At 64.9% G+C, this 20,541-nt stretch carries 22 protein-coding genes; 11 read left to right on the top strand and 11 right to left on the bottom strand.

Annotation, left to right across the window (positions count from 1 at the left end; translation table 11 throughout):
- Positions 1–13 precede the first annotated feature (13 nt).
- The 4 genes from gcvT to lipA are packed head-to-tail and all read left to right on the top strand — an operon-like array spanning position 14 to position 3,361.
- Entirely contained in the window at positions 14–1,093 is a 1,080-nt protein-coding gene (gene gcvT, locus RIU96_RS10375) for a glycine cleavage system aminomethyltransferase GcvT (protein WP_136651473.1), read from the top strand.
- 4 nt (positions 1,094–1,097) lie between these two features.
- Complete coding sequence (gene gcvH, locus RIU96_RS10380) at positions 1,098–1,490, top strand: glycine cleavage system protein GcvH (protein ID WP_006839910.1); 393 nt, start codon at positions 1,098–1,100, stop codon at positions 1,488–1,490.
- Positions 1,491–1,511: 21 nt separating this feature from the next.
- A complete protein-coding gene (gene lipB, locus RIU96_RS10385) occupies positions 1,512–2,288 on the top strand; it encodes a lipoyl(octanoyl) transferase LipB (protein WP_311204952.1) in 777 nt (258 codons plus the stop codon).
- A gap of 29 nt (positions 2,289–2,317) precedes the next feature.
- A complete protein-coding gene (gene lipA, locus RIU96_RS10390) occupies positions 2,318–3,361 on the top strand; it encodes a lipoyl synthase (protein ID WP_311204953.1) in 1,044 nt (347 codons plus the stop codon).
- A gap of 124 nt (positions 3,362–3,485) precedes the next feature.
- Here lipA and RIU96_RS10395 read toward each other — a convergent pair whose 3' ends face one another.
- Positions 3,486–5,561 carry an acyl-CoA dehydrogenase family protein gene (locus RIU96_RS10395; RefSeq protein ID WP_311204954.1) on the bottom strand — a complete coding sequence of 692 codons (2,076 nt, stop codon included), beginning with the start codon at positions 5,559–5,561 and terminating at the stop codon, positions 3,486–3,488.
- Between the two features lie 30 nt (positions 5,562–5,591).
- Positions 5,592–6,887 (bottom strand): acetyl-CoA C-acetyltransferase, encoded by a 1,296-nt coding sequence (locus RIU96_RS10400; protein ID WP_311204955.1) that lies wholly within the window; start codon positions 6,885–6,887, stop codon positions 5,592–5,594.
- Positions 6,888–7,026: 139 nt separating this feature from the next.
- On the opposite strand from RIU96_RS10400, the gene RIU96_RS10405 reads away from it, so the two are divergent.
- The 3 genes from RIU96_RS10405 to RIU96_RS10415 all read left to right on the top strand — a co-directional run bounded on the left by RIU96_RS10405 (position 7,027) and on the right by RIU96_RS10415 (position 10,216).
- Positions 7,027–8,361 carry a 3-oxoacyl-ACP reductase gene (locus tag RIU96_RS10405; RefSeq protein ID WP_311204956.1) on the top strand — a complete coding sequence of 445 codons (1,335 nt, stop codon included), beginning with the start codon at positions 7,027–7,029 and terminating at the stop codon, positions 8,359–8,361.
- Between the two features lie 5 nt (positions 8,362–8,366).
- Positions 8,367–9,332, top strand: coding sequence for a MaoC family dehydratase (locus RIU96_RS10410; protein ID WP_311204957.1), 966 nt, complete (start codon positions 8,367–8,369; stop codon positions 9,330–9,332).
- A 95-nt stretch (positions 9,333–9,427) separates the two neighbouring features.
- Positions 9,428–10,216, top strand: coding sequence for a DUF4191 domain-containing protein (locus RIU96_RS10415; protein WP_311204958.1), 789 nt, complete (start codon positions 9,428–9,430; stop codon positions 10,214–10,216).
- A gap of 28 nt (positions 10,217–10,244) precedes the next feature.
- On the opposite strand, the gene RIU96_RS10420 is transcribed toward RIU96_RS10415, so the two are convergent.
- Positions 10,245–10,691 carry an RDD family protein gene (locus RIU96_RS10420; protein WP_311204959.1) on the bottom strand — a complete coding sequence of 149 codons (447 nt, stop codon included), beginning with the start codon at positions 10,689–10,691 and terminating at the stop codon, positions 10,245–10,247.
- A 110-nt stretch (positions 10,692–10,801) separates the two neighbouring features.
- Between RIU96_RS10420 and glnA the strand changes: the two genes are divergently transcribed.
- The 3 genes from glnA to RIU96_RS10435 all read left to right on the top strand — a co-directional run bounded on the left by glnA (position 10,802) and on the right by RIU96_RS10435 (position 13,572).
- Positions 10,802–12,238, top strand: coding sequence for a type I glutamate--ammonia ligase (glnA, locus tag RIU96_RS10425; protein WP_311204960.1), 1,437 nt, complete (start codon positions 10,802–10,804; stop codon positions 12,236–12,238).
- Between the two features lie 299 nt (positions 12,239–12,537).
- Positions 12,538–13,050 (top strand): SRPBCC family protein, encoded by a 513-nt coding sequence (locus RIU96_RS10430; RefSeq protein ID WP_311204961.1) that lies wholly within the window; start codon positions 12,538–12,540, stop codon positions 13,048–13,050.
- Between the two features lie 9 nt (positions 13,051–13,059).
- Positions 13,060–13,572: a TetR/AcrR family transcriptional regulator gene (locus RIU96_RS10435; RefSeq protein WP_311204962.1), complete on the top strand. Its 513-nt coding sequence runs from the start codon at positions 13,060–13,062 to the stop codon at positions 13,570–13,572.
- On the opposite strand, the gene RIU96_RS10440 is transcribed toward RIU96_RS10435, so the two are convergent.
- The 5 genes from RIU96_RS10440 to RIU96_RS10460 form a co-directional block, all read right to left on the bottom strand.
- Entirely contained in the window at positions 13,569–14,411 is an 843-nt protein-coding gene (locus RIU96_RS10440) for an SGNH/GDSL hydrolase family protein (protein ID WP_311204963.1), read from the bottom strand. The two genes, RIU96_RS10435 and RIU96_RS10440, sit on opposite strands and share 4 nt — an antisense overlap.
- A 19-nt stretch (positions 14,412–14,430) precedes the next feature.
- Complete coding sequence (locus tag RIU96_RS10445) at positions 14,431–14,997, bottom strand: NADPH-dependent FMN reductase (RefSeq protein ID WP_311204964.1); 567 nt, start codon at positions 14,995–14,997, stop codon at positions 14,431–14,433.
- 61 nt (positions 14,998–15,058) lie between these two features.
- Complete coding sequence (locus RIU96_RS10450) at positions 15,059–15,979, bottom strand: 2-dehydropantoate 2-reductase (protein WP_311204965.1); 921 nt, start codon at positions 15,977–15,979, stop codon at positions 15,059–15,061.
- Positions 15,980–15,989: 10 nt separating this feature from the next.
- A complete protein-coding gene (locus RIU96_RS10455; RefSeq protein WP_311204966.1) occupies positions 15,990–16,562 on the bottom strand; it encodes a glycoside hydrolase family 25 protein in 573 nt (190 codons plus the stop codon).
- Positions 16,562–17,086: an NUDIX hydrolase gene (locus RIU96_RS10460; protein ID WP_311204967.1), complete on the bottom strand. Its 525-nt coding sequence runs from the start codon at positions 17,084–17,086 to the stop codon at positions 16,562–16,564. The genes RIU96_RS10455 and RIU96_RS10460 overlap by 1 nt, the downstream gene beginning before the upstream one ends.
- Before the next feature lie 46 nt (positions 17,087–17,132).
- Here RIU96_RS10460 and RIU96_RS10465 point away from each other — a divergent pair, with 46 nt between their 5' ends.
- A complete protein-coding gene (locus tag RIU96_RS10465; protein WP_311204968.1) occupies positions 17,133–17,924 on the top strand; it encodes a hypothetical protein in 792 nt (263 codons plus the stop codon).
- On the opposite strand, the gene RIU96_RS10470 is transcribed toward RIU96_RS10465, so the two are convergent.
- From RIU96_RS10470 to thrC, 3 genes are read right to left on the bottom strand one after another with little or no spacing between them, the layout of a single operon-like run.
- On the bottom strand, positions 17,921–18,904 hold the full coding sequence (locus RIU96_RS10470) for a trypsin-like serine protease (RefSeq protein ID WP_311204969.1): 984 nt from the start codon (positions 18,902–18,904) through the stop codon (positions 17,921–17,923). The two genes, RIU96_RS10465 and RIU96_RS10470, sit on opposite strands and share 4 nt — an antisense overlap.
- A complete protein-coding gene (locus RIU96_RS10475; protein WP_006839895.1) occupies positions 18,891–19,019 on the bottom strand; it encodes a hypothetical protein in 129 nt (42 codons plus the stop codon). Before RIU96_RS10475 ends, RIU96_RS10470 begins: the two co-directional genes overlap by 14 nt.
- 25 nt (positions 19,020–19,044) lie before the next feature.
- Complete coding sequence (gene thrC, locus RIU96_RS10480) at positions 19,045–20,496, bottom strand: threonine synthase (RefSeq protein WP_311204970.1); 1,452 nt, start codon at positions 20,494–20,496, stop codon at positions 19,045–19,047.
- Between the last annotated feature and the right edge of the window lie 45 nt (positions 20,497–20,541).

Consider the following 20,541-nt stretch of genomic DNA (forward strand, 5'->3'; position numbering starts at 1 on the left):
AAAGGCTTATACCATGCCAGAATCACCCCTGAAAAGCACGCACGAGGCGCTCAACGCCTCCTTCACGGACTTCGGCGGCTGGACCATGCCGCTAAAATACGGCAGTGAGCTCGAGGAGCACCGCGCGGTGCGTTCCGACGTCGGCATCTTCGACCTGTCCCACATGGGCGAGATCGACGTCATCGGCCCTGACGCAGGCGCATTTTTGGACTACGCGCTGATTTCCTCCCTGTCCAACCTGAAGGTGGGCAAGGCGAAGTACTCCATGATCGTCGCCGAGGACGGCGGCATCCTGGATGACCTAATTAGCTACAAGCTCGCCGAGGACCGCTACCTAGTGGTGCCCAACGCGGCCAACACGGATGCCGTCTGGCTGGCGTTTCAGTCGCGCGTCGGCGACTTCGATGTCGAGCTGACCAACCGCAGCGAGGAGATCGCCCTCATCGCCGTCCAGGGCCCGCGCGCGCTCGAGGTGCTCGAGCCGCTTGTCGACGGCGCCCCTGGCGACCTGCCCTACTACTCCGCCGGCGAAATGAAGCTCGGCGAGGGCGCTGACACCATCGACGTCATCGTCGCCCGCACCGGCTACACCGGCGAGGACGGCTTCGAGATCTACTCCAGCTTCGACAACGCGCCCTCTGTGTGGGAGGCCGTTATCGGCCACGGCACCCCGTGCGGCCTCGCCGCGCGCGACTCGCTGCGCCTGGAGGCCTCCATGCCGCTCTACGGCCACGAGCTGACCGCGGACATCACCCCGGTGGAGGCGGGCATGGGCCGCGCCTTCGCAAAGAAGGAGGCCGACTTCGTGGGCAAGGAGGCCCTGACCGGCCGCGAGCCCTCCGTGGTCATCGCGGGTTTGACCTCGCAGGATCGCCGCGCCGCGCGCGAGGGCGCCGAGGTATACATCGGCGACGAGAAGATCGGCGTGGTCACCTCCGGCCAGCCGTCGCCGACGCTGGGCTACCCGGTCGCGCTCGCCCACCTCGACCCGCAGCGCGCAGAAATTGGCACCGACGTCGAAATTGACATCCGCGGGCGCCGTTACCCGTTTACTATCGTTGAGACACCGTTCTACTCCCGAAAGGACTCCTAACCTCATGGCTCACTCCCTGCCCCAAGAATTCTCCTACTCCGAAGACCACGAGTGGATTAACGCCCCGCAGGACGTTGCCGAGGGCACCGTCGTGCGCGTCGGAATCACCTCGGTGGCCACCGACCGCCTCGGTGAAATTGTCTTCGCCGACCTGCCCCAGGTGGGCGACGAGGTCACCGCGGGCGAGACCTGCGGCGAGGTCGAGTCCACCAAGTCCGTCTCCGACCTCTACTCCCCCGTCAGCGGCACCGTCGCCGCCGTCAATGAGGAGATCGACGGCAACTTCGAGATCATCAACAAGGACCCGTTCGGCGAGGGTTGGCTCTTCGAGGTCACCATCTCGGCGGCAGGCCCGCTGATGACTGCGGATGAGTACGCTTCATCCAACGGCGTCTAAAATGCGACTAGAGTGTGGAGCATGAGTGCTCCGCGCGAACCTTTCTTTCCGGCCAATCAGCCCATCCGATCTTCGGGTGGGCCTTTGGACGTTCGCTACCTTGGCTTGGTCGATTACACCGACGCCTGGGAGCTGCAGGCTGAACTTGCGGCCCAGCGCGCCACAGGCGACATCGGCGACACCGTTTTGGTTTTGGAACACCCGTACACCTACACGGCAGGTAAACGGACTCAGCCTGGGGACATGCCCGACGATGACGCCCCTGTCGTCCAGGTTGACCGCGGTGGGCGCATCACGTGGCACGGCGAGGGCCAGCTCGTGGTCTACCCCATCATCAAGCTCGCCGACCCGGTCGACGTTGTCGACTACGTGCGCCGGCTTGAAGAAGCCATCATCCACGCCGTGCGTGAAGCCGGCGTGACAACCGCAGGGCGCATCGACGGCCGCTCCGGTGTCTGGGTCCCCCACAGCACCCGCGCGGCGAGCGCTGAGGCACCGACCCGCGACCGGAAGATCGCGGCTCTGGGCATCCGTGTTACCCGCGGGGTGACAATGCACGGTCTGTCACTTAACTGCAACAACACCCTCGAAGCGTACAACCGCATCGTCGCCTGTGGCATCAACGACGCTGACGTGACCACGCTGAGCCTGGAGCTGGGCCGCGATGTCACCACCGATGAGATGAGCACTCCGCTGATCGATGCGCTCGATCGCGCCCTATCAGGCGAGCTCGCGGTAGAAAACCACACCTTCGCTTCCGCCCCCGACCCCTCGAAGGGCATAACCCGCATTCTCTAGTGGCTTGACAGAGGGGATACCCTTAAAGGGTGACTGTTGCACCTGAAGGCCGTAAGCTGCTGCGCGTCGAGAAACGAAACGCGCAAACCCCAATCGAGGCGAAGCCGCGGTGGATCCGCAACGCCGTGAAAACCGGTCCTGAGTACGAGGACATGAAAAAGAAGGTGGCGGGAGCCTCCCTTCACACGGTGTGTCAGGAGGCGGGTTGCCCCAACATCCACGAGTGTTGGGAATCGCGCGAGGCAACCTTCCTCATCGGCGGCGCGAACTGCTCGCGCCGCTGCGACTTCTGCCAGATCAACTCCGCGAAACCAGAACCTCTCGATCGCGGCGAACCGCAGCGCGTGGCGGAATCGGTACGCGAGATGAACCTCAATTACTCCACCATCACAGGTGTCACCCGCGACGACCTAGAGGATGAGGGCGCGTGGCTCTACGCCGAGGTTGTGCGAAAGATCCACGAGCTCAATCCGCACACAGGCGTGGAAAACCTCACCCCGGACTTCTCGGGCAAACCCGACTTGCTGCAGGAGGTCTTCGAGGCCCGCCCGGAGGTGTTCGCGCACAATGTCGAAACTGTGCCGCGCATCTTCCGTCGAATTCGCCCGGCGTTCCGTTACGAACGCTCCCTCGATGTCATCCGCCAGGCTCGAGACTTTGGCTTGATCACCAAATCAAACCTCATTCTGGGCATGGGCGAAACACGCGATGAGGTCATGGAATCTTTGCACGATCTTGCCGATGCAGGCACTGACATCATCACCATTACCCAGTACCTTCGGCCCGGTCCCCAATTCCACCCGATCGAGCGTTGGGTCAAGCCGGAGGAATTCATCGACTACCGCGACGCGGCGTACGAAATGGGGTTCGGTGCCGTCATGTCCGGCCCGCTGGTGCGCTCGTCCTATCGTGCCGGCAAGCTCTATGTAGAAGCGATGGCTCATCGCGGTCGCGAGCTGCCCGACAACTTGGCCCACCTCGCCGAAACCTCGCAGGGTGATACGGCCCAGGAAGCGTCCACTTTGTTGGACAAGTACGGTCCATCCAAGGACACCCCGGTGGTGACGCGTTAAGGCACGCACATCCGCTCCGCCGCCCGCGAAGACCTCAACGTCTTGGCGGGCGATTTTCGCACCCAAAAAAGCGCTGAGGTCTTCCGGATGAAGACCTCAGCGCTTATCTGCTGAAAGCCGCGCCCTAACTCAGGTCGGTGCCGCCGTTGACCATCATCGGACGGTCAAGAACCACCTGCGGGATCTTGAAGGCGTCGACGAGCACGTCGGCCCACGGGCCAAGTGAATCCACGAGATCGTTGACAGCAGCCTTGGCAGCCTTGCAGCGGCCGCTGGAGAGCACGCCGTGCTCCTGGTACCAATCGGCGTTCTCGACGATGGTGTTCAGCACGAACAAGTCGCGAACCTGCTCGAACACCCGACGTTCCACAGATCCGGCGGGCAGCTTCTCCTCGGCCTCGATCATGGCCTGGACCATCATGCGATCGCCATATGCAATGGCGGTCTCAAGAAGGTGGTCCTGGGCGCGGTCGATGACCTTGGCCGCGTCCTTCCGCTCCATCTTCCGAGCGACCTGGACACGACGAACGAGGGAGTTGAGAACATGCTCTTCGCGTGCCTGGACAATGCGCAGCTGCTCCTCGGCATCGAAAAGCGAGCCCGTGCCGACAACGCGATCCGAGATCGACTGGACGCTGGCGGCGATACCGGAACGGCGGGTGAGGATGTCACCGATGTTCGACGCAACGAACTTCGCCATCCCGAACGGCGACATTTCGGAGACCTCCCAGCCGTAGGCAGTGAGAAGGTTCTTGCCCACGAGCTGGCGCAGGATTGTGTCATCGCCTTCAAACGTGGTGAAGATGTCGACATCCTGACGGAAAATCGTCAGCAAGTTCTCTGCCATGTATCCGGCACCGCCGCAGGCCTCGCGGCACTCCTGGAGAGTCGCGTTGGCGTGCGTTGCAGCAGTGGCCTTGAAGATCGCGGCCAGGGATTCCATCTCGCGGCCGGCGCGGTCCTGCTCACGCGTCGGGTTGGCAGGATTCCACTCACCGGACATAATCGCGTTGGTCTGCTCCTGGAAGCGGTCGAGCAGCTTGTTCTGGAACACTGCAATCGCGTAGGACTTCGCCAGCGGGATAAGCAGGCGGCGACGGTGCACGCGGTAGTCCATCAGACGGGACTCCTCGCCAACGGTACCCGCCTCGAACTGGCGACGGATCGTCGCGTACTTCACGGCGATGGCCAAGCCGGCGCGGGTTGCACCCGCGGCTGATGCGCCGACACCAAGACGGCCGCGCACCAGGGTTGCCAGCATGGTGAAGAAGCGGCGGTTCACCGACTCGATGGGGGAGCTGTAGGTGCCGTCCTCGGCGACATCCGCGAACTTGTTCAGCAGGCGCTCACGCGGGATGCGCACGTTGTCGAAGACGATCATTCCGTTGTCCACACCGAGCAGGCCACCCTTGTGGCCGTGGTCGGAGGTGGTCACGCCGGGAGCGTCGGTGCCGTCCTCCTCGCGGATGCGCACGATGAAGCAGTGAACGCCCTTGGACTCCTCGGAGTCCGGGGTGATCAGCTGTGCGAAAACCGCGGCCCAGCGCCCATCGCGTGCGGCGTTACCGATGTAGGCCTTCTTCGCGCTCGGAGTCGGAGTGTTGATGATGAACTCCTGGGTCTCCGGATCGTAGGTCGCAGTTGTCTCGATGTCCTGGACGTTGGAGCCGTGGCCGATCTCGGTCATGGCGAAGCAGCCGAGCATGGATAGGTCCATTGCACCCTGTGCGAACTTGACGTGGCGCTCAGTGCCGAGCGCGTCGATCGCTCCACCCCAGAGCCCGAATTGGACACCGGACTTGATGCACGCGGAGTTATTGACCTGCGCAATCAACTCGAGCGAGGAAACGCCCGCTGCGACCTCCCCCTGCCCGCCGTTCAGCGGGGAGAAGGAAGGCTGGATCTTGCCGCTCGAGGCAACTTTCTTGACGTTTTCCAGGTTAGCGGCGCGAATCTCGTCGAGCGTTCCGTCGATCTTCGGCAGCACCGATGCATCATTGAGCAGCGGGCGCAGGGATTCCTTGCGCTCCTTGTAGTTGCCGTCGAGAAGGTCGGCGAGCGCCTCCACTGCCGCGAAGTCCTGCTGCGCAGGCAGAGCGGCCGGCTGGTTCTTCTCCGGGCGGCCACTGGCCTTCGTGGTGTCAGTGGCGAGGTGCTTGACGTCTTTGACGTCTTCCTTCGGAGGATTGGGGAGAGACATGGAAGGAACCTTTCGGGTCAGTGTTGGAGATTAACGCTCGATGATGGCAACGACGCCCTGGCCGCCCGCGGCGCAGACGGAAACAAGCGTGCGGCCGCCGCCATTCTCAACGAGGGTCTTGGCTGCGGAAGCGAGGATGCGGGCACCGGTCGCCGCGAACGGGTGGCCAGCTGCCAACGAGGAGCCCTTAACGTTGAGCTTGGCTCGGTCGATCGAGCCCAGCGGGGCGTCAAGGCCGAGGCGCTCGCGGCAGTAAGTCTCGTCTTCCCACGCCTTGAGGGTGGCCAGAACCTGCGAGGCGAATGCCTCGTGGATCTCGTAGAAGTCAAAGTCCTGCAGGCTCAGGCCGTTGCGCTCGAGCATGCGCGGCACTGCGTAGGTCGGTGCCATGAGCAGGCCGTCCTTACCGTGGACAAAGTCGACAGCGGCGACCTCGGAGTCAACGATGAATGCTTGGGCCTCAAGGCCGTGGGCCTGGCCCCACTCTTCGGTGCCGAGCAGCACGGCAGCGGCGCCGTCGGTCAGCGGGGTGGAGTTGCCGGCGGTCATGGTTGCGGTGCCGCCGTGCTGGATCGCGTCCTGCTTGCCGAAGACGGGCTTGAGCTTGGACAGCTTCTCGACGCTCGAGTCCGGGCGCAGGTTGGTGTCGCGCTGCACGCCGAGGAACGGGGTGACCAGGTCGTTGAAAAAGCCGGCATCGTAAGCCTTGGCCAGGTTCTGGTGGGAGGCTGCAGCGAGCTCGTCCTGAGCTTCGCGCGAGATCTCCATCTCGCGAGCGGTGATGGCGGCGTGCTCACCCATCGACAGGCCGGTGCGGGGCTCGCCGTTTTGCGGCTGTTCCGGCGCCAGCTGGCTCGGGCGGATGGAGCCGAACAGCTTCAGCTGGTCGGCCGGCTTCTTTGCGTTGGAAGCCTTGATCAGGGTCTTGCGCAGGGTGTCGTTGACTGCCAGGGGTGCGTCCGAGGTGGTGTCGGTGCCGCAGCCGATACCGGAGTCGATGCGGCCCATGGCGATGGCGTCGGCGACCTGAATGGCGGACGTCAGCGAGGTGCCGCAGGCGTGCTGGACGTCGACGGCCGGGGTGGTCGGCGCGAGCGCGGAGCCGAGCACGGACTCGCGAACGAGATTAAAATCGCGGGCGTGCTTGAGGACGGCACCGCCAGAGACGAGTCCGAGGCGCTCATCCTGCAGGCCGTAGCGGGCGACGAGGCCGTCGATCGCGGCGGTGAGCATGTCCTGGTTGGACGCGTTTGCGTATTCCTTGTTGGAACGTGCAAAGGGGATACGGTTGCCGCCGAGAATGGCGACCTTGCGAGGCTGATTCACTGTATTTTTCCTGCTTTCAACTGGTGGAAGTTCGGAGTTGAAGTTATTTCTCGTTGTACTATACAACACAAAAGAGTAGTGCTGTAAGGTAAATCACGAACACAAACGGCACTACCCCCGAATTAACAAGGAGCACACCGTGGCCAAGAAGGGCTTTCTCGAACAACTCATTAACTCTCCGCTAGCGGCAAAGGCTGGCGTCCCGCAAGGCTACCCGCTGCGCCGCTACAAGGCAGGCGAGCCTCTGCTGCACGCCCCCGTTGTCATCGGCGGACAGGGCCGACTTGTCGAGGCTCTCACCTCCACCCTCGAGGGCCCCTACAAGCTCCTCAAGGCCGAGGCCGACACCCCGCGCGCCGGCATCGTCTTCGACGCGACGGAGATTGCCCGCCCCGAAGACCTCAAGCAGCTGTACGACTTCTTCAACCCGCAGATGCGCAAGATCGCGGACAACGCCCGCATCGTCGTCATCGGCACCACCCCGGAGCTGATCGAGGATACCGACGCCCGCATCGCCGCCCGCGCCCTGGAGGGCTTCTCGCGCTCCGTGGCCAAGGAACTGCGCAAGGGCGCCACCGCCCAGCTCGCCTACGTCGATCCCGCCATCGATTCCAACAACTTCACCCAGGTTGAGTCCACCCTGCGCTTCCTGCTCTCCGGCAAGTCGGCATACGTCGATGGCCAGGTCATCCGCATCACCGACGTCGCCGCCGCTGCCCCCGCCGACTGGGAGCAGCCGCTGGCGGGTCGCCTCGCCGTGGTTACCGGTGCCGCCCGCGGTATCGGTGCGGTCATCGCTGAGACCCTTTCGCGCGACGGCGCCAAGGTCATCTGCGTCGACATCCCGCAAGCAGGCGAGGGCCTGACCCAGACCGCGAACAAGATCAAGGGCACCGCACTTCCGCTCGACGTGACCGACCCGGCCGCCGCCGACAAGCTCGCAGCGCACGCTGAGGAGCGCTACGGCCGCAAGATCGACATCCTCGTCCACAACGCGGGCGTGACCCGCGACAAGCTGCTCGTCAACATGGACGACGGCCGCTGGAACATGGTCCAGAACATCAACCTGGTCGCCCCGGTGCGCATCACCGAGAAGCTGCTGGAGGCCAACGCACTGGGTGAGTCCCCGGCCGTCATCGGCGTGTCCTCCATCGCCGGCATTGCGGGCAACCGCGGCCAGACCAACTACGGCACCACCAAGGCCGGCGTGATCGGCTTCGTCGACGCGCTGCACGACCGTCTCGCAGATCTGGGCGGCAACATCAACGCCGTGGCCCCTGGCTTCATCGAGACGGACATGACCGCCGCTATGCCGACCGGCCCCCGCGAGGTTGGGCGTCGCATGAACTCCCTGCAGCAGGGTGGACAGACGATCGACGTTGCCGAGACCGTCGCGTACTTCGCCGCCGCCGCCTCGAAGGCCGTCAACGGCAACGTCGTCCGCGTCTGCGGCCAGAGCATGCTGGGGGCGTAAATTTCATGACCACCCGCATTTCTTCTTCCCAGCCGGACAAGGCGCCGGAGGCCTCCTACAAGGTTCTCAAGGCCGTCCCGGACTTGGACAAGGTGATGAACGACATCAAGCGCGGCATGCTGCCGGTCGTGGGCACCAAGCACTCCGCCGATGCAGATCCGACCTCGCGGACCGAGGTCCGCGGCGTGAAGGTCGACGTTGCCAAGCTCGCGGCCTACACCCAGGCCACCGGCCTGCGCCTGTCCAACGAGCTGCCACCGACCTACTTCTTCGTCGTCGCTTTCCCACTGACGATGGACCTCATGGCGCGCGAGGACTTCCCCTTCGCTGCCACCGGCGCGGTTCACATCGCCAACGAGATCACCCAGCAGCGCGCTTTGCGTGTCGACGAGTCCTACACCGTGCGCGCCCACGGCGAGAAGCTGCGTCCGCACCGCAAGGGCCTGCTCATCGACATGGTCACCCAGGTCTTCCTCGACGGGGAGACTGACGGCGAGCCGCTATGGACCCAGGTGTCGACCTTCCTCGCCCAGGGCCAGAAGTTTGCCAAGAACGCGCCGGTGGCACTGTCTACCCGCGGCGCGGACAACGGCCGCCGCCTCGATTCGCCGGAACTTCCGGACTACGCCGCCAACGGCCACATCAAGGTCACCGGCGAGACGGTGAGCAACTATGTGGAGGCCTCGGGCGACAAGAACCCGATTCACACCTCCAACATCGGTGCAAAGCTGTTCGGCTTCCCGGGGATCATCGCCCACGGCATGTACTCCGCGGCCGCTGCGCTGCGCTTCCTTGAGGGCAAGCTCGGCGGCGCGCTGCGCTACCGCGTGGAGTTCTACAAGCCCGTGGTCATCCCGACCCGCGTAGCGGAGTGGGTTGTGCCGGAGGGTGACGAAAGCGTCAACATCCAGCTGCGCAGCACCTCCAAGCCGGAGAAGCTGCACCTCAACGCGCGGGTTGATTACCTGTAGCGCATCAACGTCAAGCGTCGAAAAGCGCCCCGCTCCCCTGGCTGATGGAGCGGGGCGCTTTTCGCTTCCCAATCCCGTGGAATAGAGTAGGAGTCATGGCAGATCCCAAGGACAAGGCAGCGCGTAAGGCTGCGAAGAGTCAAGAACGCGCCGCGAAACGCGCCAAGCGCAAGAACACCCGCGGCCAGATCTGGCAGGCGTTCAACATGCAGCGCGAGCGCGATAACAAGCTCATCCCGCTGATGATCTTGTGCGTGCTCGGCGTGGGCCTGCTGTTCTTCCTCATCGGCCTTCTGTTCAACGCTGAGTGGTTCATGCTGATCCCGGGCCTACTGCTCGGCGCGGTGCTGGCGATGTTCGTGTTCTCCCGCCGCCTGGAGGCCTCGATGTACGCCGAGGTCGCCGACACCCCGGGCGCTGCTGCGTGGTCGCTGGAGAACATGCGCAACACCATGGGCATTGTATGGGTGACCAAGACCGCGGTGGCCGCGAACCCGCAGCTGGACACGGTCCACCGTGTCGTGGGCAACCCGGGCGTGGTGCTTGTCGGTGAGGGCAACGTCAACCGTCTCAAGCCAATGATGGCCAAGGAGCGCAAGCGCGTCGACCGCCTTTTGGCCGGGGTGCCCATCCACGAGGTCTTCGTCGGCGACGGCGAAGGCCAGACCAGCATCCGCGACCTCCAGAAGACGCTGCTGAAGCTGCCGAAGAACTACAAAAAGGACGAGGTCTACGCCTTGTCCACCAAGCTTGACGCGATGGATGCGCGCTCGCGGCCGGGCCAGCCCGCTGGCCTGCCCGGCGGCCCGCTGCCGAAGGGCGCGCAGTCGATGTCGGGAATGAACCGCAAGATGCGCCGCATGCAGCAGCGCCAGGGCAAGTAGCGCCTAGCGCGCTCGCTTATCGACGCCCTCAGCTACGAATCACAGTGGTTCCCGTAGCACGGTCGTGCATGCCGCGTCCGTTGGCATCAACCATGGCGGCGGGCAGGATGAACCCGGTCAAAAGCGTGCGTACGGCGGCGCGCCAGAGTCCGACGCGTTGGTGTGGGGCGTCGACACGCGCCACGCCCATGCCCAGCGCCATCATGCCCGGGGTGCGCGCCAGCAGCCAGCCGCAAAGGATGCCCAGCGCCAGCCACAGCAGGTAGGTCAGGGTTGCGGTGTCCCCGAGTGCGTCGGTGTTGAAGCGGATGAACGCGGCCGCTGCCCAGCAGATGCCCCAGTCGATGGCGACTGCCCCGGCACGCCTGGCGACGGAGGCTTGCGCACCTGGCCCAGTCTCCGGGAGTCCAAGGTTTTGCCCGGCGTAGGTTCCAAACTCGTCGATCTCGCGGTCTCGCCCCAGGGATTTAGCCATGTCCCTAGCGTACTTGGGCCCGCGTTGGCCCTGGCAATCGTTGGGGGCACCCGTGGCGCGTCGTCTGTAGGATGGGCTTGTTAGCATTCAACCCCATCAAGGAGTGAAAAATGGCCTTCGACAATATCGAGGACGCCAAAAAGTTCATTGCAGACGAGGGTGTCGAGTTCGTCGATGTCCGCTTCACCGACGTTCCCGGAACGGAGCACCACTTCTCCATCCCGGCGTCGATGTTTGACGAAGACGTCGTTGAGGAGGGATTGGCGTTCGACGGGTCGTCGATACGCGGCTTTACCACCATTGAAGAATCCGACATGACGCTCATGCCGGACCTCGCCACCGCGAAGGTTGACCCCTTCCGCGCGGAGAAGACGCTGAACGTGAAGTTCTTCGTCAACGATCCGTTCACGCACGAGCCCTTCTCGCGCGACCCGCGCAACGTTGCCCGGAAGGCGGAGGACTACCTCGCGTCGACAGGCATTGCGGATACCTGCTTCTTCGGCGCCGAGGCCGAGTTCTACCTGTTCGACACCGTTCGCTACGAGGTCACCGGCAACAACCAGTTCTTCGAGTTCGATTCCGAGGAAGGCTGGTGGAACCGCGGCGCGGAGTCCGAGATCGACGGCTCCCCCAACCTGGGCTACAAGAACCGCGTCAAGGGCGGCTACTTCCCCGTGCCGCCGTACGACAAGACGGTGGATGTGCGCGACGCGATGGTCAAAAACCTCGCTGCCTCCGGCTTCGACGTGGAGCGCTTCCACCGCGAGGTAGGCAACGGCGGCCAGCAGGAGATCAACTACAAGTTCAACACGATGCTGCACGCAGCGGACGACCTGCAGGATTTCAAGTATATCGTGAAGAACACCGCCACCCAGTTCGGCAAAACGGCGACGTTTATGCCGAAGCCGCTGGCCGGCGACAACGGCTCCGGCATGCACGCCCACCAGTCGCTGTGGAAGGACGGCAAGCCGCTGTTCTACGACGAGGCTGGCTACGGCGGCCTGTCCGACATTGCGCGCTACTACATCGGCGGCATCCTCGAGCACGCCGGCGCGGTGCTGGCGTTTACAAACCCGACGCTGAATTCCTACCACCGCCTCGTGCCAGGCTTCGAGGCTCCGATCAACCTGGTGTACTCGCAGCGCAACCGCTCGGCCGCGATCCGCATCCCGATCACCGGCTCCAACCCCAAGGCCAAGCGCATCGAGTTCCGCGCCCCGGACCCCTCGGGCAACCCCTACTTCGGGTTCGCCGCGATGATGATGGCGGGCCTCGACGGCATCAAGAACCGCATCGAACCGCACGCCCCGGTGGATAAGGACCTCTACGAGCTCCCGCCGGAGGAGGCCAAGGAGATCCCGCAGGCCCCGACCTCGCTCGAGGCGGCGCTGGTGGCGCTGGAGCGCGATCACGACTTCCTCACCGAGGGCGACGTGTTCACCGAGGACCTTATTGAGTCTTATATCAAGCTCAAGTACGACCGCGAGATCACACCCTCGCGCCTGCACCCGACCCCGCTCGAGTTCGAGATGTACTACGACTGCTAGTTCGCCCGGCATTCCTGCCCCGGCCCCGCCCCACAGCCTCACGGCTGTGCGGCGGGGTTTCTCGGTGGTGCAGTAGTCCTCTCGACTCCGAGATGTCCCTTCGGGTGGCAGGAAGTCGGAGAAATCTTAAAATTCAGCCACTTCGTGCTACCCGGAGGAACACATAAAGGCCACGGGTGGCGCTTGACATGCCAATTAAGCCTCGGAATTCCGGAATCCGGCGCCCTTAAAACCACTTGACGCCGCCAACTAACGCCGTTAGCCTGAGAACTAACACTGTTACCCCAAGGAGTGCCGTCATGAAGCCCCGGACCACCATCGCCCTCACCACCACCGCCCTGTTCACCGCCACCGCCACCGCCGGATTCCTGTTCCCCTACCGCGTCGAACACCGTGCCACCGCCACCGCGACCGCCGACCAGGCATGGAAGGTCATCGCCGACCTGCCCGGACACAGCACCTGGAACCCCCACACCGTGGAACTCAGCGGCACACCCGAGGTCAATCAGACGCTGCTCAACCGCACTCGATCCAGTGGGACGGAGTTCACTTTCCGCCCGGTCGTCCTCGTCGCCGACCCCGGGCGGGAGCTGCGGTGGCGTGGAACCACCGGGATCCGCGGCGTGGCGGACGGGGAGCACTACTTCCGGATCGAACCGGGGCCCACAGCAGATACGGTGACCGTCGTCCAGGGTGAGGAGTTCCGCGGTGCCACCGTCCCCCTGCTCCGGCCCTTCCTCGACCTGGAGGAGGAGTTCGCCACCAGCACCGATGCCCTGGCCGCGGCGATCACGGCGCACGCGGGCGGGTAGATTGCGGGTATGGAACGCCCGACCCCACCGACCCTGTCACCGCGCACCGCGGAGATCGTCTCCATCGCGCGCGGGATGCTCGAGGAGACCGGCTGGGAGGCGCTGACCATGCGTCGGCTGGCGGAGCAGGTGGGGATGAAGGCGCCGTCGTTGTACAACCATGCGGCGAACAAGGAGGAGCTGGGGACGATGATCCTCACGCAGTCCTTCTTCCTCATGGGGGATGCGCTGTGGGCCGCCCGGAACGTCCCGGAACTGCTTGCGGCGTACCGGGTGCAGGCGACCACCCATCCGCATCATTACCGGTTGGCCACCACCGGCCCGTTGGACCGGGGCGAACTGCCGGCGGGTCTGGAGGAGTGGTCGGGCGCGCCGTTCGCGCGGGTGACCGCGGATCCGTTGCAGGCGCAGAGTCTGTTCGCGGCGGCGCACGGCCTGGCGATCCTGGAGATCGACGGTCGTTTCCCGCCCGGTACGCCACTCGATGACCTGTGGGCGCACACCGCGCGGGTGTACTCCTAGCGTTCGTTGATGGCGCGGGCCATGGCGGATTGGCCGGTGGCGGTGGGATGCAGGGGCCAGGCGTCGGTGGCTACGCCGGTGATGTCGGCCCAGCGTTGTTCGGGCGGGGCGCAGACTATGTGGTTCTCGGCGCCCTCGGGGAGGACGAAAGTGGCGTCGTGACGCTGGGCCGATTCCTCGACCACCGCATTGATCTCCGAGGTCAGGGCGACGGCCCATTCCCGGTCGGCGGGCGTGACCAGGGAGAGCTCTGGGCATTCGACACCCGCGGCCACCAGCGGCAGGTAGCCGGTGGCGACGATCTCCGCCTCGGGTGAGCGCTCCCCGATGACGCGGTAGAGCTCGTCGAGTTCGGCGGGCAGGGCGGCCAGCTCGTCGCGGATGCGTTCCTCGAGCTCCGCGGCGCAGTCGGTGGGTTGTCTGCTGTCGGCGGCCCGGAGGATGCAGGCGGAGATGTCGCCGAAGCCGATGTCATTGCCGCCGACGGACAGTGTGACCAGGGTGGTCTCCGGGGTCAGCGCGTCGACCTGCGGCGGCAGGGTCGCGCCGTCGGTGGGCCGCGGGCCGAGGATGGTCTCCACGACCGCACCCTGGCAGGTGACGTCGGTCGTCTGGTCGGCGGTGACCAGCGAGGGATAGTTGTCGGCCGAGCGCAGGCAGAACGGCGTCTCGTCGAGGGCGGCGCTACGGCTGCCCATCGAGGCGTAGGAGTCACCGAGGGCGACGTAGTTCACGCTTGTCGACGCCTCCTCCCCCACCTCGGCGCTCTCCTCACCGCAGGCGGTGAGGGGCAGGACGGGGACGAGGGCGGCGGGCAGCAGGCGTGGGGGTCGGCGCATGCCCCCACGGTAACCCCCGCTAGGAGGTGAGGGAGGGGGTCTGGGTGGTGACGGCGGCGTCGACAAGCTCGTCGGCGATGGCGTTGATCCAGGTGGTGCCCTGCTCGCCCGGCGTGAACACGTACTCCGGGAAGTGCTCCTCGAAGGTGAATTCGGCCTGGGCCGCGACGATGGTCATGCCGACGCGGCCGACGATGTCGTTCCTGTGGGAGACGGCGGTGCGGGCGGCGACGGAACCGTAGCCGATGAAGCCGATCGGCTTGCCCGCCCACTCGGCGAAGAGCAGGTCGAAGGCGTCCTTCATCGGGCCGGGGACGGAGGCGTTGTACTCGGCGGTGACGAAGATGAATGCGTCGAAGCCACCGATCAGCTTGGCCCAGGCACGGGTCTTCTCATCGGCGTAGGCGCCGTCTTTGACCCCTTTCGGCGCAGCGGCGGTGTTCGGGTTGAGGTCCTGCTCCAACAGGTCGATTAAGTGGTAGGTGTGGCCGTCGGCACGCGCCTGAAGCTGCTGCATCACCCACGTTGCTACGTCGATTCCCGTGCGACCTTCGCGAATGGACCCGAGAAAGACTCCGATGTCCATTGATGCTTCTCTTCTTTTGGTGACGTATCACTTATATTATAGGACGGCGGCAGACAAACATCTAGCGCGTCAGAGCAAGCGCGTACACCATGTCCAAAAGCGGGGTCTGAACACCGCCGCGCTGCGCCATCCGCCGCAGCGCCCCCACCTGCGCGTCCAGCTCATTGGGCAAGCCCGCCGCAATATCGCGGTGCATGGAGCTCGTCGCCTGCTCGTACTGCGCGTCGCAAAACGCGAGGTTCGTCTCCACGGCGTCGTCGCTCAAGTCCACCCCCAGCGCGCGGCCCGCGGCGAAGACTTCCTCCATCAGGCCCCTGAGTTGCGGCCGCAGCTCGGTACGTAGGTAGCCGAGCGGCCGTTGCGCCACCGCCCCGAGCACGCCCGTGGTGGCGACGAACATCGCCTTCATCCACACATCGGTCAACACGACCCCGTCAGCGCCGTGGTACCTCGAACCGATCCCGGCGTTCTTAAGAGTGTCGACAAGCAAAGGCGCAACTTCAGGCGTCTCGGTGACCCCGGGAAGCAACCCGAAGCTAAGCGACAGTGGCCCGGGGTTGAGCGTGATCTTCGCTGGCGCGGTGCGGGTCATGTAACCGCGCACGACCCCGGCGAGCACGCGCTCGGCCCCGAACACCTCCGCGGCGTCAAAGTGCACCTGAACGGAGTTGTGCGTGGTTACCACCGGCACGTCGGGCACAGTGTCCACGTCCGCGAAGGTGGCGTTGCCGGCAAGCGCCTTAGACGCGACGATGACCACATCGACGCCGCCCAGCTTCTCGACGACCTCCTCAGCGCCCTGACCCGCCGCGAAATCCGTCACGGTGGTTGACCCCTCCGGGCTGGTCAACCGCAGCCCGGAGCCGCGCAACGCGTCAAGCGTGTCCCCGCGCGCAATGAACCCAACCTCTTGCCCCGCCTTCGCGAGCAGCCCGCCGAAATACCCGCCGACGCCACCGGCACCCACAATCAAAATCTTCATGCCTTGCACTCTAGCGCCGCGCATTTACGTCGACGTCGCCCCCGTATCCGGGCACATGGCCGCGCGAGGTGAACTGCCACATCGTCGGCTCCTGCTTGCCCACCGCCTTCGGCCACGCGGAATCGCCGGGGTAGGTGCCGTCGTCGGCCCCGTACTCCGCCAGCCACAGCTTCCCGAAGGGCCGCGTGTCGGCACCGAGCATGCGCCAGCGCCACCAGCGGCGCGACGTGTAGATGCCGGCAACGGGCACGCCCGCGGAGGTGAAGAGGGAGTGCGCGCGGGCGACGTCGTCAAGCGATAAACCCGCCGGGGTCTCACAGTCGAGCCACATGGGCACACGCAGGTCCTGTAGCACGGCGAGGCTGGCCTCGACCTGCTCTCCCACGCTTGTGCCCTCGGAAGGGCTGCGCAGGTAGTGATAGGTTTCCACCTCAATACCGGCACTGCGCGCGTCGTCGAGGTGGGAGGTGAAAACGTGGTCGCGGTAGGTGCCGTCCGTCGTGCGCAGCACCACGAACGATGCGCCCGAGGCGGCCAGTGACAACCCGTCCTGGTGCTCGGAGACGTCGATACCGAAACGCATCAGCGCTTGGTCAGCCCCAGCCGGGGCACGAACTGCGCGGGGTGTCGGCGTTGCGAAGCAGCGTCCGCGATCACCAGGCGCCATTTCGGGTCCGTTACCGGCATCGAGGAGATCGGAAACCACCCGACGTCGACGGATTCGTCGTCGCCCACCACGGGCTGTGCGGCCGGGTCGTCCGCCTCCAGGCGCAGCTGCACCGACATGTACGAGGCGCGGTCCCCATTGACGTGGGTGATCGGCCCCACCGACCCCACGCCAAGCAGCGCCACCGACCGCGCGACGACACCAGTCTCCTCGAGCACCTCGCGCTCGGCGGCGTGGTGCGGCTCCTCGCCCGGATCGCAGATCCCCGTCACCGGCGTCCACTCGCCGGTATCGGAGCGCTTCACCAGCAGCACATCGGGCACCGCCCAGGGTGAATCGGTGGTCGAGTCGCGCAACACAATCGCTGTCACCGACGGCAGCCACATCAGATCCGTGCCGATCTTTTCGCGCATGGCAACGATGAACTCGGGAATGGGCATGGTTCAAGTGTAACGCCGCAACCGTGGGCTAGAATTGCCACCCATCATGACCGAACCCCAGCTTGCCGACGCCCCAGCTAACGAGCCCGTCGACGCCAACACCAGGCTGCTGCGCGCGCTGCCCGCGCCGGTGTTCACCGTCGCTTACGGCGCCGTGCTCATCGGGCTGATCGCCGGCGGCATTGTCCTGGCGGACACGGCGAGCTCTCACGAGGACGCTCCCCCGAGCGTCGGCAAGCCGCTGCGGCCGTTCAACCCAGTGGAAACGAGCGCGGACAACGTCGAGGCGTCCGTGCGCACCTACCTGATCGCGGACGCCGCCACCGCGCGAACGTCGACGGGCGTGACACTCACCGGAACGATGACAGACACTGCGGAAGCCAGCCTGGCGGAATTCTCGGGCCACGTCTCGCGCCTTCTCCAGCAAAACTGCGTCGACAACATGACGGTGCGCACGCAGGACAACCTGCGCATCAACCTCTGGGGATACTGCTACAACTCCCCCGGCCCGGCGGCCATTGAAAGCTACGTCACCGACGCCTTGGCCGGCACGACCGACTCCGTGTCCTTCTACTTCTACCCCGGCCGCCCCGTTGAGCACATGGTGGCCATGACCTGGTTCAGCAATTCCCCTGCCGCTGCCAACTCGATCGTCGACAGCTGGGATGACCTTGAACCGGTAGAACCCACCGACCAGCTCGTTCTCACCGCTTACGACCCCGAAAAAGTCCGCGTGCAGGAGAAGTACGGTCGACGCGTCGACCGGCCGGACGAGTACTTCGAAGACCCCACCGGAAAGGCATTCCGCGAAAAGTGGGACGCACAGCAACGCGGTTAGATGCTGCGAATCTCCCACACCGCGTCCGGCACGACCGCGTTAATCACCTGCATCGTCTGCTCCATGTTCGAGTACGACATCAGCCTCGGGTTGTCCATCCCCTCGTAGCACTCCTCCTCCGAACGGCCCGCCTCGGTGCCGGAAACGACGCCGATGATGGTGGCGCGCCCGTTGACGTCCTGGAACACCGGTCCGCCCGAATCTCCCTTGGCCGCGCAAACCGCGGCGATGTCGCCCTTGGTTTCCCGGGTGGAGTCGGAATCGGTCGTGATGATCTGCACGCGGCCCGTCTCTTGGAACTGCCCACAGGTGTAACCGGTGGTGCCTCCCGTTTTGCAGATGAAGCCCGGCGGGGTAGCCAAATCTTGCGCGATCCCGGTCTCGATCGGGTCGCCCACCAGCGACATGTACCGCTGCGGGTCCGTGATCTCGATCACGGCAACGTCAATATCCGGCGCGCCCTCGCTGTAGAGGCCCGAGTAAATGAAGTGGCCCACCTCGGTCGCGTAGTCCTGCGCCGTGGTCGCGTTTGTCGGCCACACCAGATCCCCCTCGCGACCGCAGTGGCCAGCCGTGACGGCGAAGTTCCGGCCCTCGGCGTTGCTGAAGGAAAACGCGACGGTGCACGACTGCGCGGTAAAAGCCTCGCCGGGGCGCGGGTAGTGATCCGTGGATTGGATCAGCGTGCCCGGCGCCCACAGGGCGAAACTGGGCATGCGAACGACGTTGACCACCTCGCCCGCAGGGACCTCCGCCGGGGCCGGTGGCGGGGCGCCGGCGTTGTCGCCCGGGGTCTGCACGGCCTCGAGCGCCTGGCGCTGTTGGATGGTGGCGGTCGGAAACTGCGACGCGTTGATCCCCGCCCACACGATCATCGCAACCGTGAACAGGGTGATGACCAGGATCGTCGTCCAGGCTCCAATCCCGACGCCCCGCACGGGGGCCGCGTGCCGCGCCGATTGCGGATTAGGACTGCTCACTGAGGCTTTCCTGGGTGTCGTCGTTCTCAGCCTGGTTATTCTTCAGGTCGTTGATGAACTTCTCCGGGTCGAATTCCGCGAAGTACTCCTTGCCCGCGAACTGCTCCTGTGCCATAACTTGCCCCCTTGAAACTCGAGCGTTAAACGTCCGTGCTCTGGATCGAGTCGATAATGTAGTCCTTCACCTTATCGGCATCGTTGGGCAGGTCCACAACGTGGCGCTCGGCATCCAAGACGTGCGCAAACCTCTCCGGCACGTCCGGGACGAAACCCAGCGCCTCGGAAATCGTCTCCGAGAACTTCACCGGCAGCGCTGTCTCCAGCACCACGATCGGGGTGTCAACCTGCTTCGCGACGCCTTGCGCGACAAACATGCCGTCAGCCGTGTGCGGGTCAATCAGGTAGTCGTACTTCTCGTGGACAGCCTTGATCGTGGCCACCCTGTCGGCGTGGGTGGACGTGCCCGAAAGGAAACCAAAGTCCTCGCGGATGCGCTCCATGCACTCCGGGTCGCCGAGATCGTCCGCGGAGAAGCCACCCTGCTTCGCTTTCACTGCAAAGAGCTCCGCGGTCACGGTTGCGTGGCGCCCGGTGGCGTCGAAAATGAAGCGCTCGAAGTTCGAGGCCCGCGAGATGTCCATCGACGGGCTAGAAGTTGCGTGGGTCTCGGCCGCCGAACGCGGGCGGTAGTTGCCGCCGGAGAAGAAGTCGTGCAGCACGTCATTTTCGTTGGTGGCCACGATAAGCTTGTCAATCGGAAGCCCCATCTGCTTGACCACATGGCCCGCGCAGATGTCCCCGAAGTTGCCGGTGGGCACGCAGAAGGAGATCTCCTCGTCGTTGGATTCGGTGACGCGCAGGTAAGTGGAAATGTAGTACACCGTCTGAGCAAGAAGTCGCGCCCAGTTAATGGAGTTGACTGCCCCAATGCGGTACTTCGCCTTGAACGCCGCGTCTGCGGACACCTCCTTGACCACGTCCTGGCAGTCGTCAAAGACCCCGTCGAGGGCGATGTTGAAGATGTTGGGATCATCAAGGCCGAACATCTGCGCCTGCTGGAACGCGGTCATGCGCCCGGCCGGGGTCAGCATGAACACGCGGATGTTGTCGCGCCCGCGCATCGCGTGCTCGGCGGAAGATCCGGTATCGCCGGAGGTGGCGCCGAGGATGTTGAGCTCCTCGCCGCGGCGCGTCAGCTCGTACTCGAACAGCTCGCCGAGCAGCTGCATCGCGATGTCCTTGAACGCCGCGGTGGGGCCCTCGGACAGGTGCGCGATGTAGAGGGCGTCATCGAGTTTTGTTACCGGGACGATCTCCTCGGTGGAAAACACCGGGGTGCGGTAAGCGCGCGCGGTGATCTCCTCGATCTGCGCCGGCGGGATGTCGTCGACGAAGAGTTTCACCACCTCGGCGGCGAGGGCTGCGTAGCCTTGGGCGTCGAGAAGCGTGCGCCACGCGTCGAGAAGATCGGGCGTAATGCGCGGGTAGACGGCCGGAAGATAAAGACCACCGTCGGGGGCGAGGCCCATCAAGAGGATGTCGGTGAACTTGGCGGCCGCGGCCTTGGAATCGCGCGTTGAAATGTAATCCACGGTCTACCACTGTACAAGGCGGGGCCCTGGAGTACGTTCACTCAC

Source organism: Corynebacterium sp. Z-1, from assembly GCF_031844665.1.
Classification (GTDB): Bacteria; Actinomycetota; Actinomycetes; order Mycobacteriales; family Mycobacteriaceae; genus Corynebacterium; species Corynebacterium sanguinis.

What these genes read in the sequence shown, in the direction of transcription:
- gcvT (WP_136651473.1), top strand. Translation starts at nt 14, where the DNA reads ATGCCAGAATCACCCCTGAAAAGCACGCACGAGGCGCTCAACGCCTCC.
- gcvH (WP_006839910.1), top strand. Translation starts at nt 1,098, where the DNA reads ATGGCTCACTCCCTGCCCCAAGAATTCTCCTACTCCGAAGACCACGAG.
- lipB (WP_311204952.1), top strand. Translation starts at nt 1,512, where the DNA reads ATGAGTGCTCCGCGCGAACCTTTCTTTCCGGCCAATCAGCCCATCCGA.
- RIU96_RS10395 (WP_311204954.1), bottom strand. Translation starts at nt 5,561, where the DNA reads ATGTCTCTCCCCAATCCTCCGAAGGAAGACGTCAAAGACGTCAAGCAC.
- RIU96_RS10410 (WP_311204957.1), top strand. Translation starts at nt 8,367, where the DNA reads ATGACCACCCGCATTTCTTCTTCCCAGCCGGACAAGGCGCCGGAGGCC.
- RIU96_RS10415 (WP_311204958.1), top strand. Translation starts at nt 9,428, where the DNA reads ATGGCAGATCCCAAGGACAAGGCAGCGCGTAAGGCTGCGAAGAGTCAA.
- RIU96_RS10420 (WP_311204959.1), bottom strand. Translation starts at nt 10,691, where the DNA reads ATGGCTAAATCCCTGGGGCGAGACCGCGAGATCGACGAGTTTGGAACC.
- glnA (WP_311204960.1), top strand. Translation starts at nt 10,802, where the DNA reads ATGGCCTTCGACAATATCGAGGACGCCAAAAAGTTCATTGCAGACGAG.
- RIU96_RS10430 (WP_311204961.1), top strand. Translation starts at nt 12,538, where the DNA reads ATGAAGCCCCGGACCACCATCGCCCTCACCACCACCGCCCTGTTCACC.
- RIU96_RS10435 (WP_311204962.1), top strand. Translation starts at nt 13,060, where the DNA reads ATGGAACGCCCGACCCCACCGACCCTGTCACCGCGCACCGCGGAGATC.
- RIU96_RS10440 (WP_311204963.1), bottom strand. Translation starts at nt 14,411, where the DNA reads ATGCGCCGACCCCCACGCCTGCTGCCCGCCGCCCTCGTCCCCGTCCTG.
- RIU96_RS10445 (WP_311204964.1), bottom strand. Translation starts at nt 14,997, where the DNA reads ATGGACATCGGAGTCTTTCTCGGGTCCATTCGCGAAGGTCGCACGGGA.
- RIU96_RS10450 (WP_311204965.1), bottom strand. Translation starts at nt 15,979, where the DNA reads ATGAAGATTTTGATTGTGGGTGCCGGTGGCGTCGGCGGGTATTTCGGC.
- RIU96_RS10455 (WP_311204966.1), bottom strand. Translation starts at nt 16,562, where the DNA reads ATGCGTTTCGGTATCGACGTCTCCGAGCACCAGGACGGGTTGTCACTG.
- RIU96_RS10460 (WP_311204967.1), bottom strand. Translation starts at nt 17,086, where the DNA reads ATGCCCATTCCCGAGTTCATCGTTGCCATGCGCGAAAAGATCGGCACG.
- RIU96_RS10465 (WP_311204968.1), top strand. Translation starts at nt 17,133, where the DNA reads ATGACCGAACCCCAGCTTGCCGACGCCCCAGCTAACGAGCCCGTCGAC.
- RIU96_RS10475 (WP_006839895.1), bottom strand. Translation starts at nt 19,019, where the DNA reads ATGGCACAGGAGCAGTTCGCGGGCAAGGAGTACTTCGCGGAATTCGAC.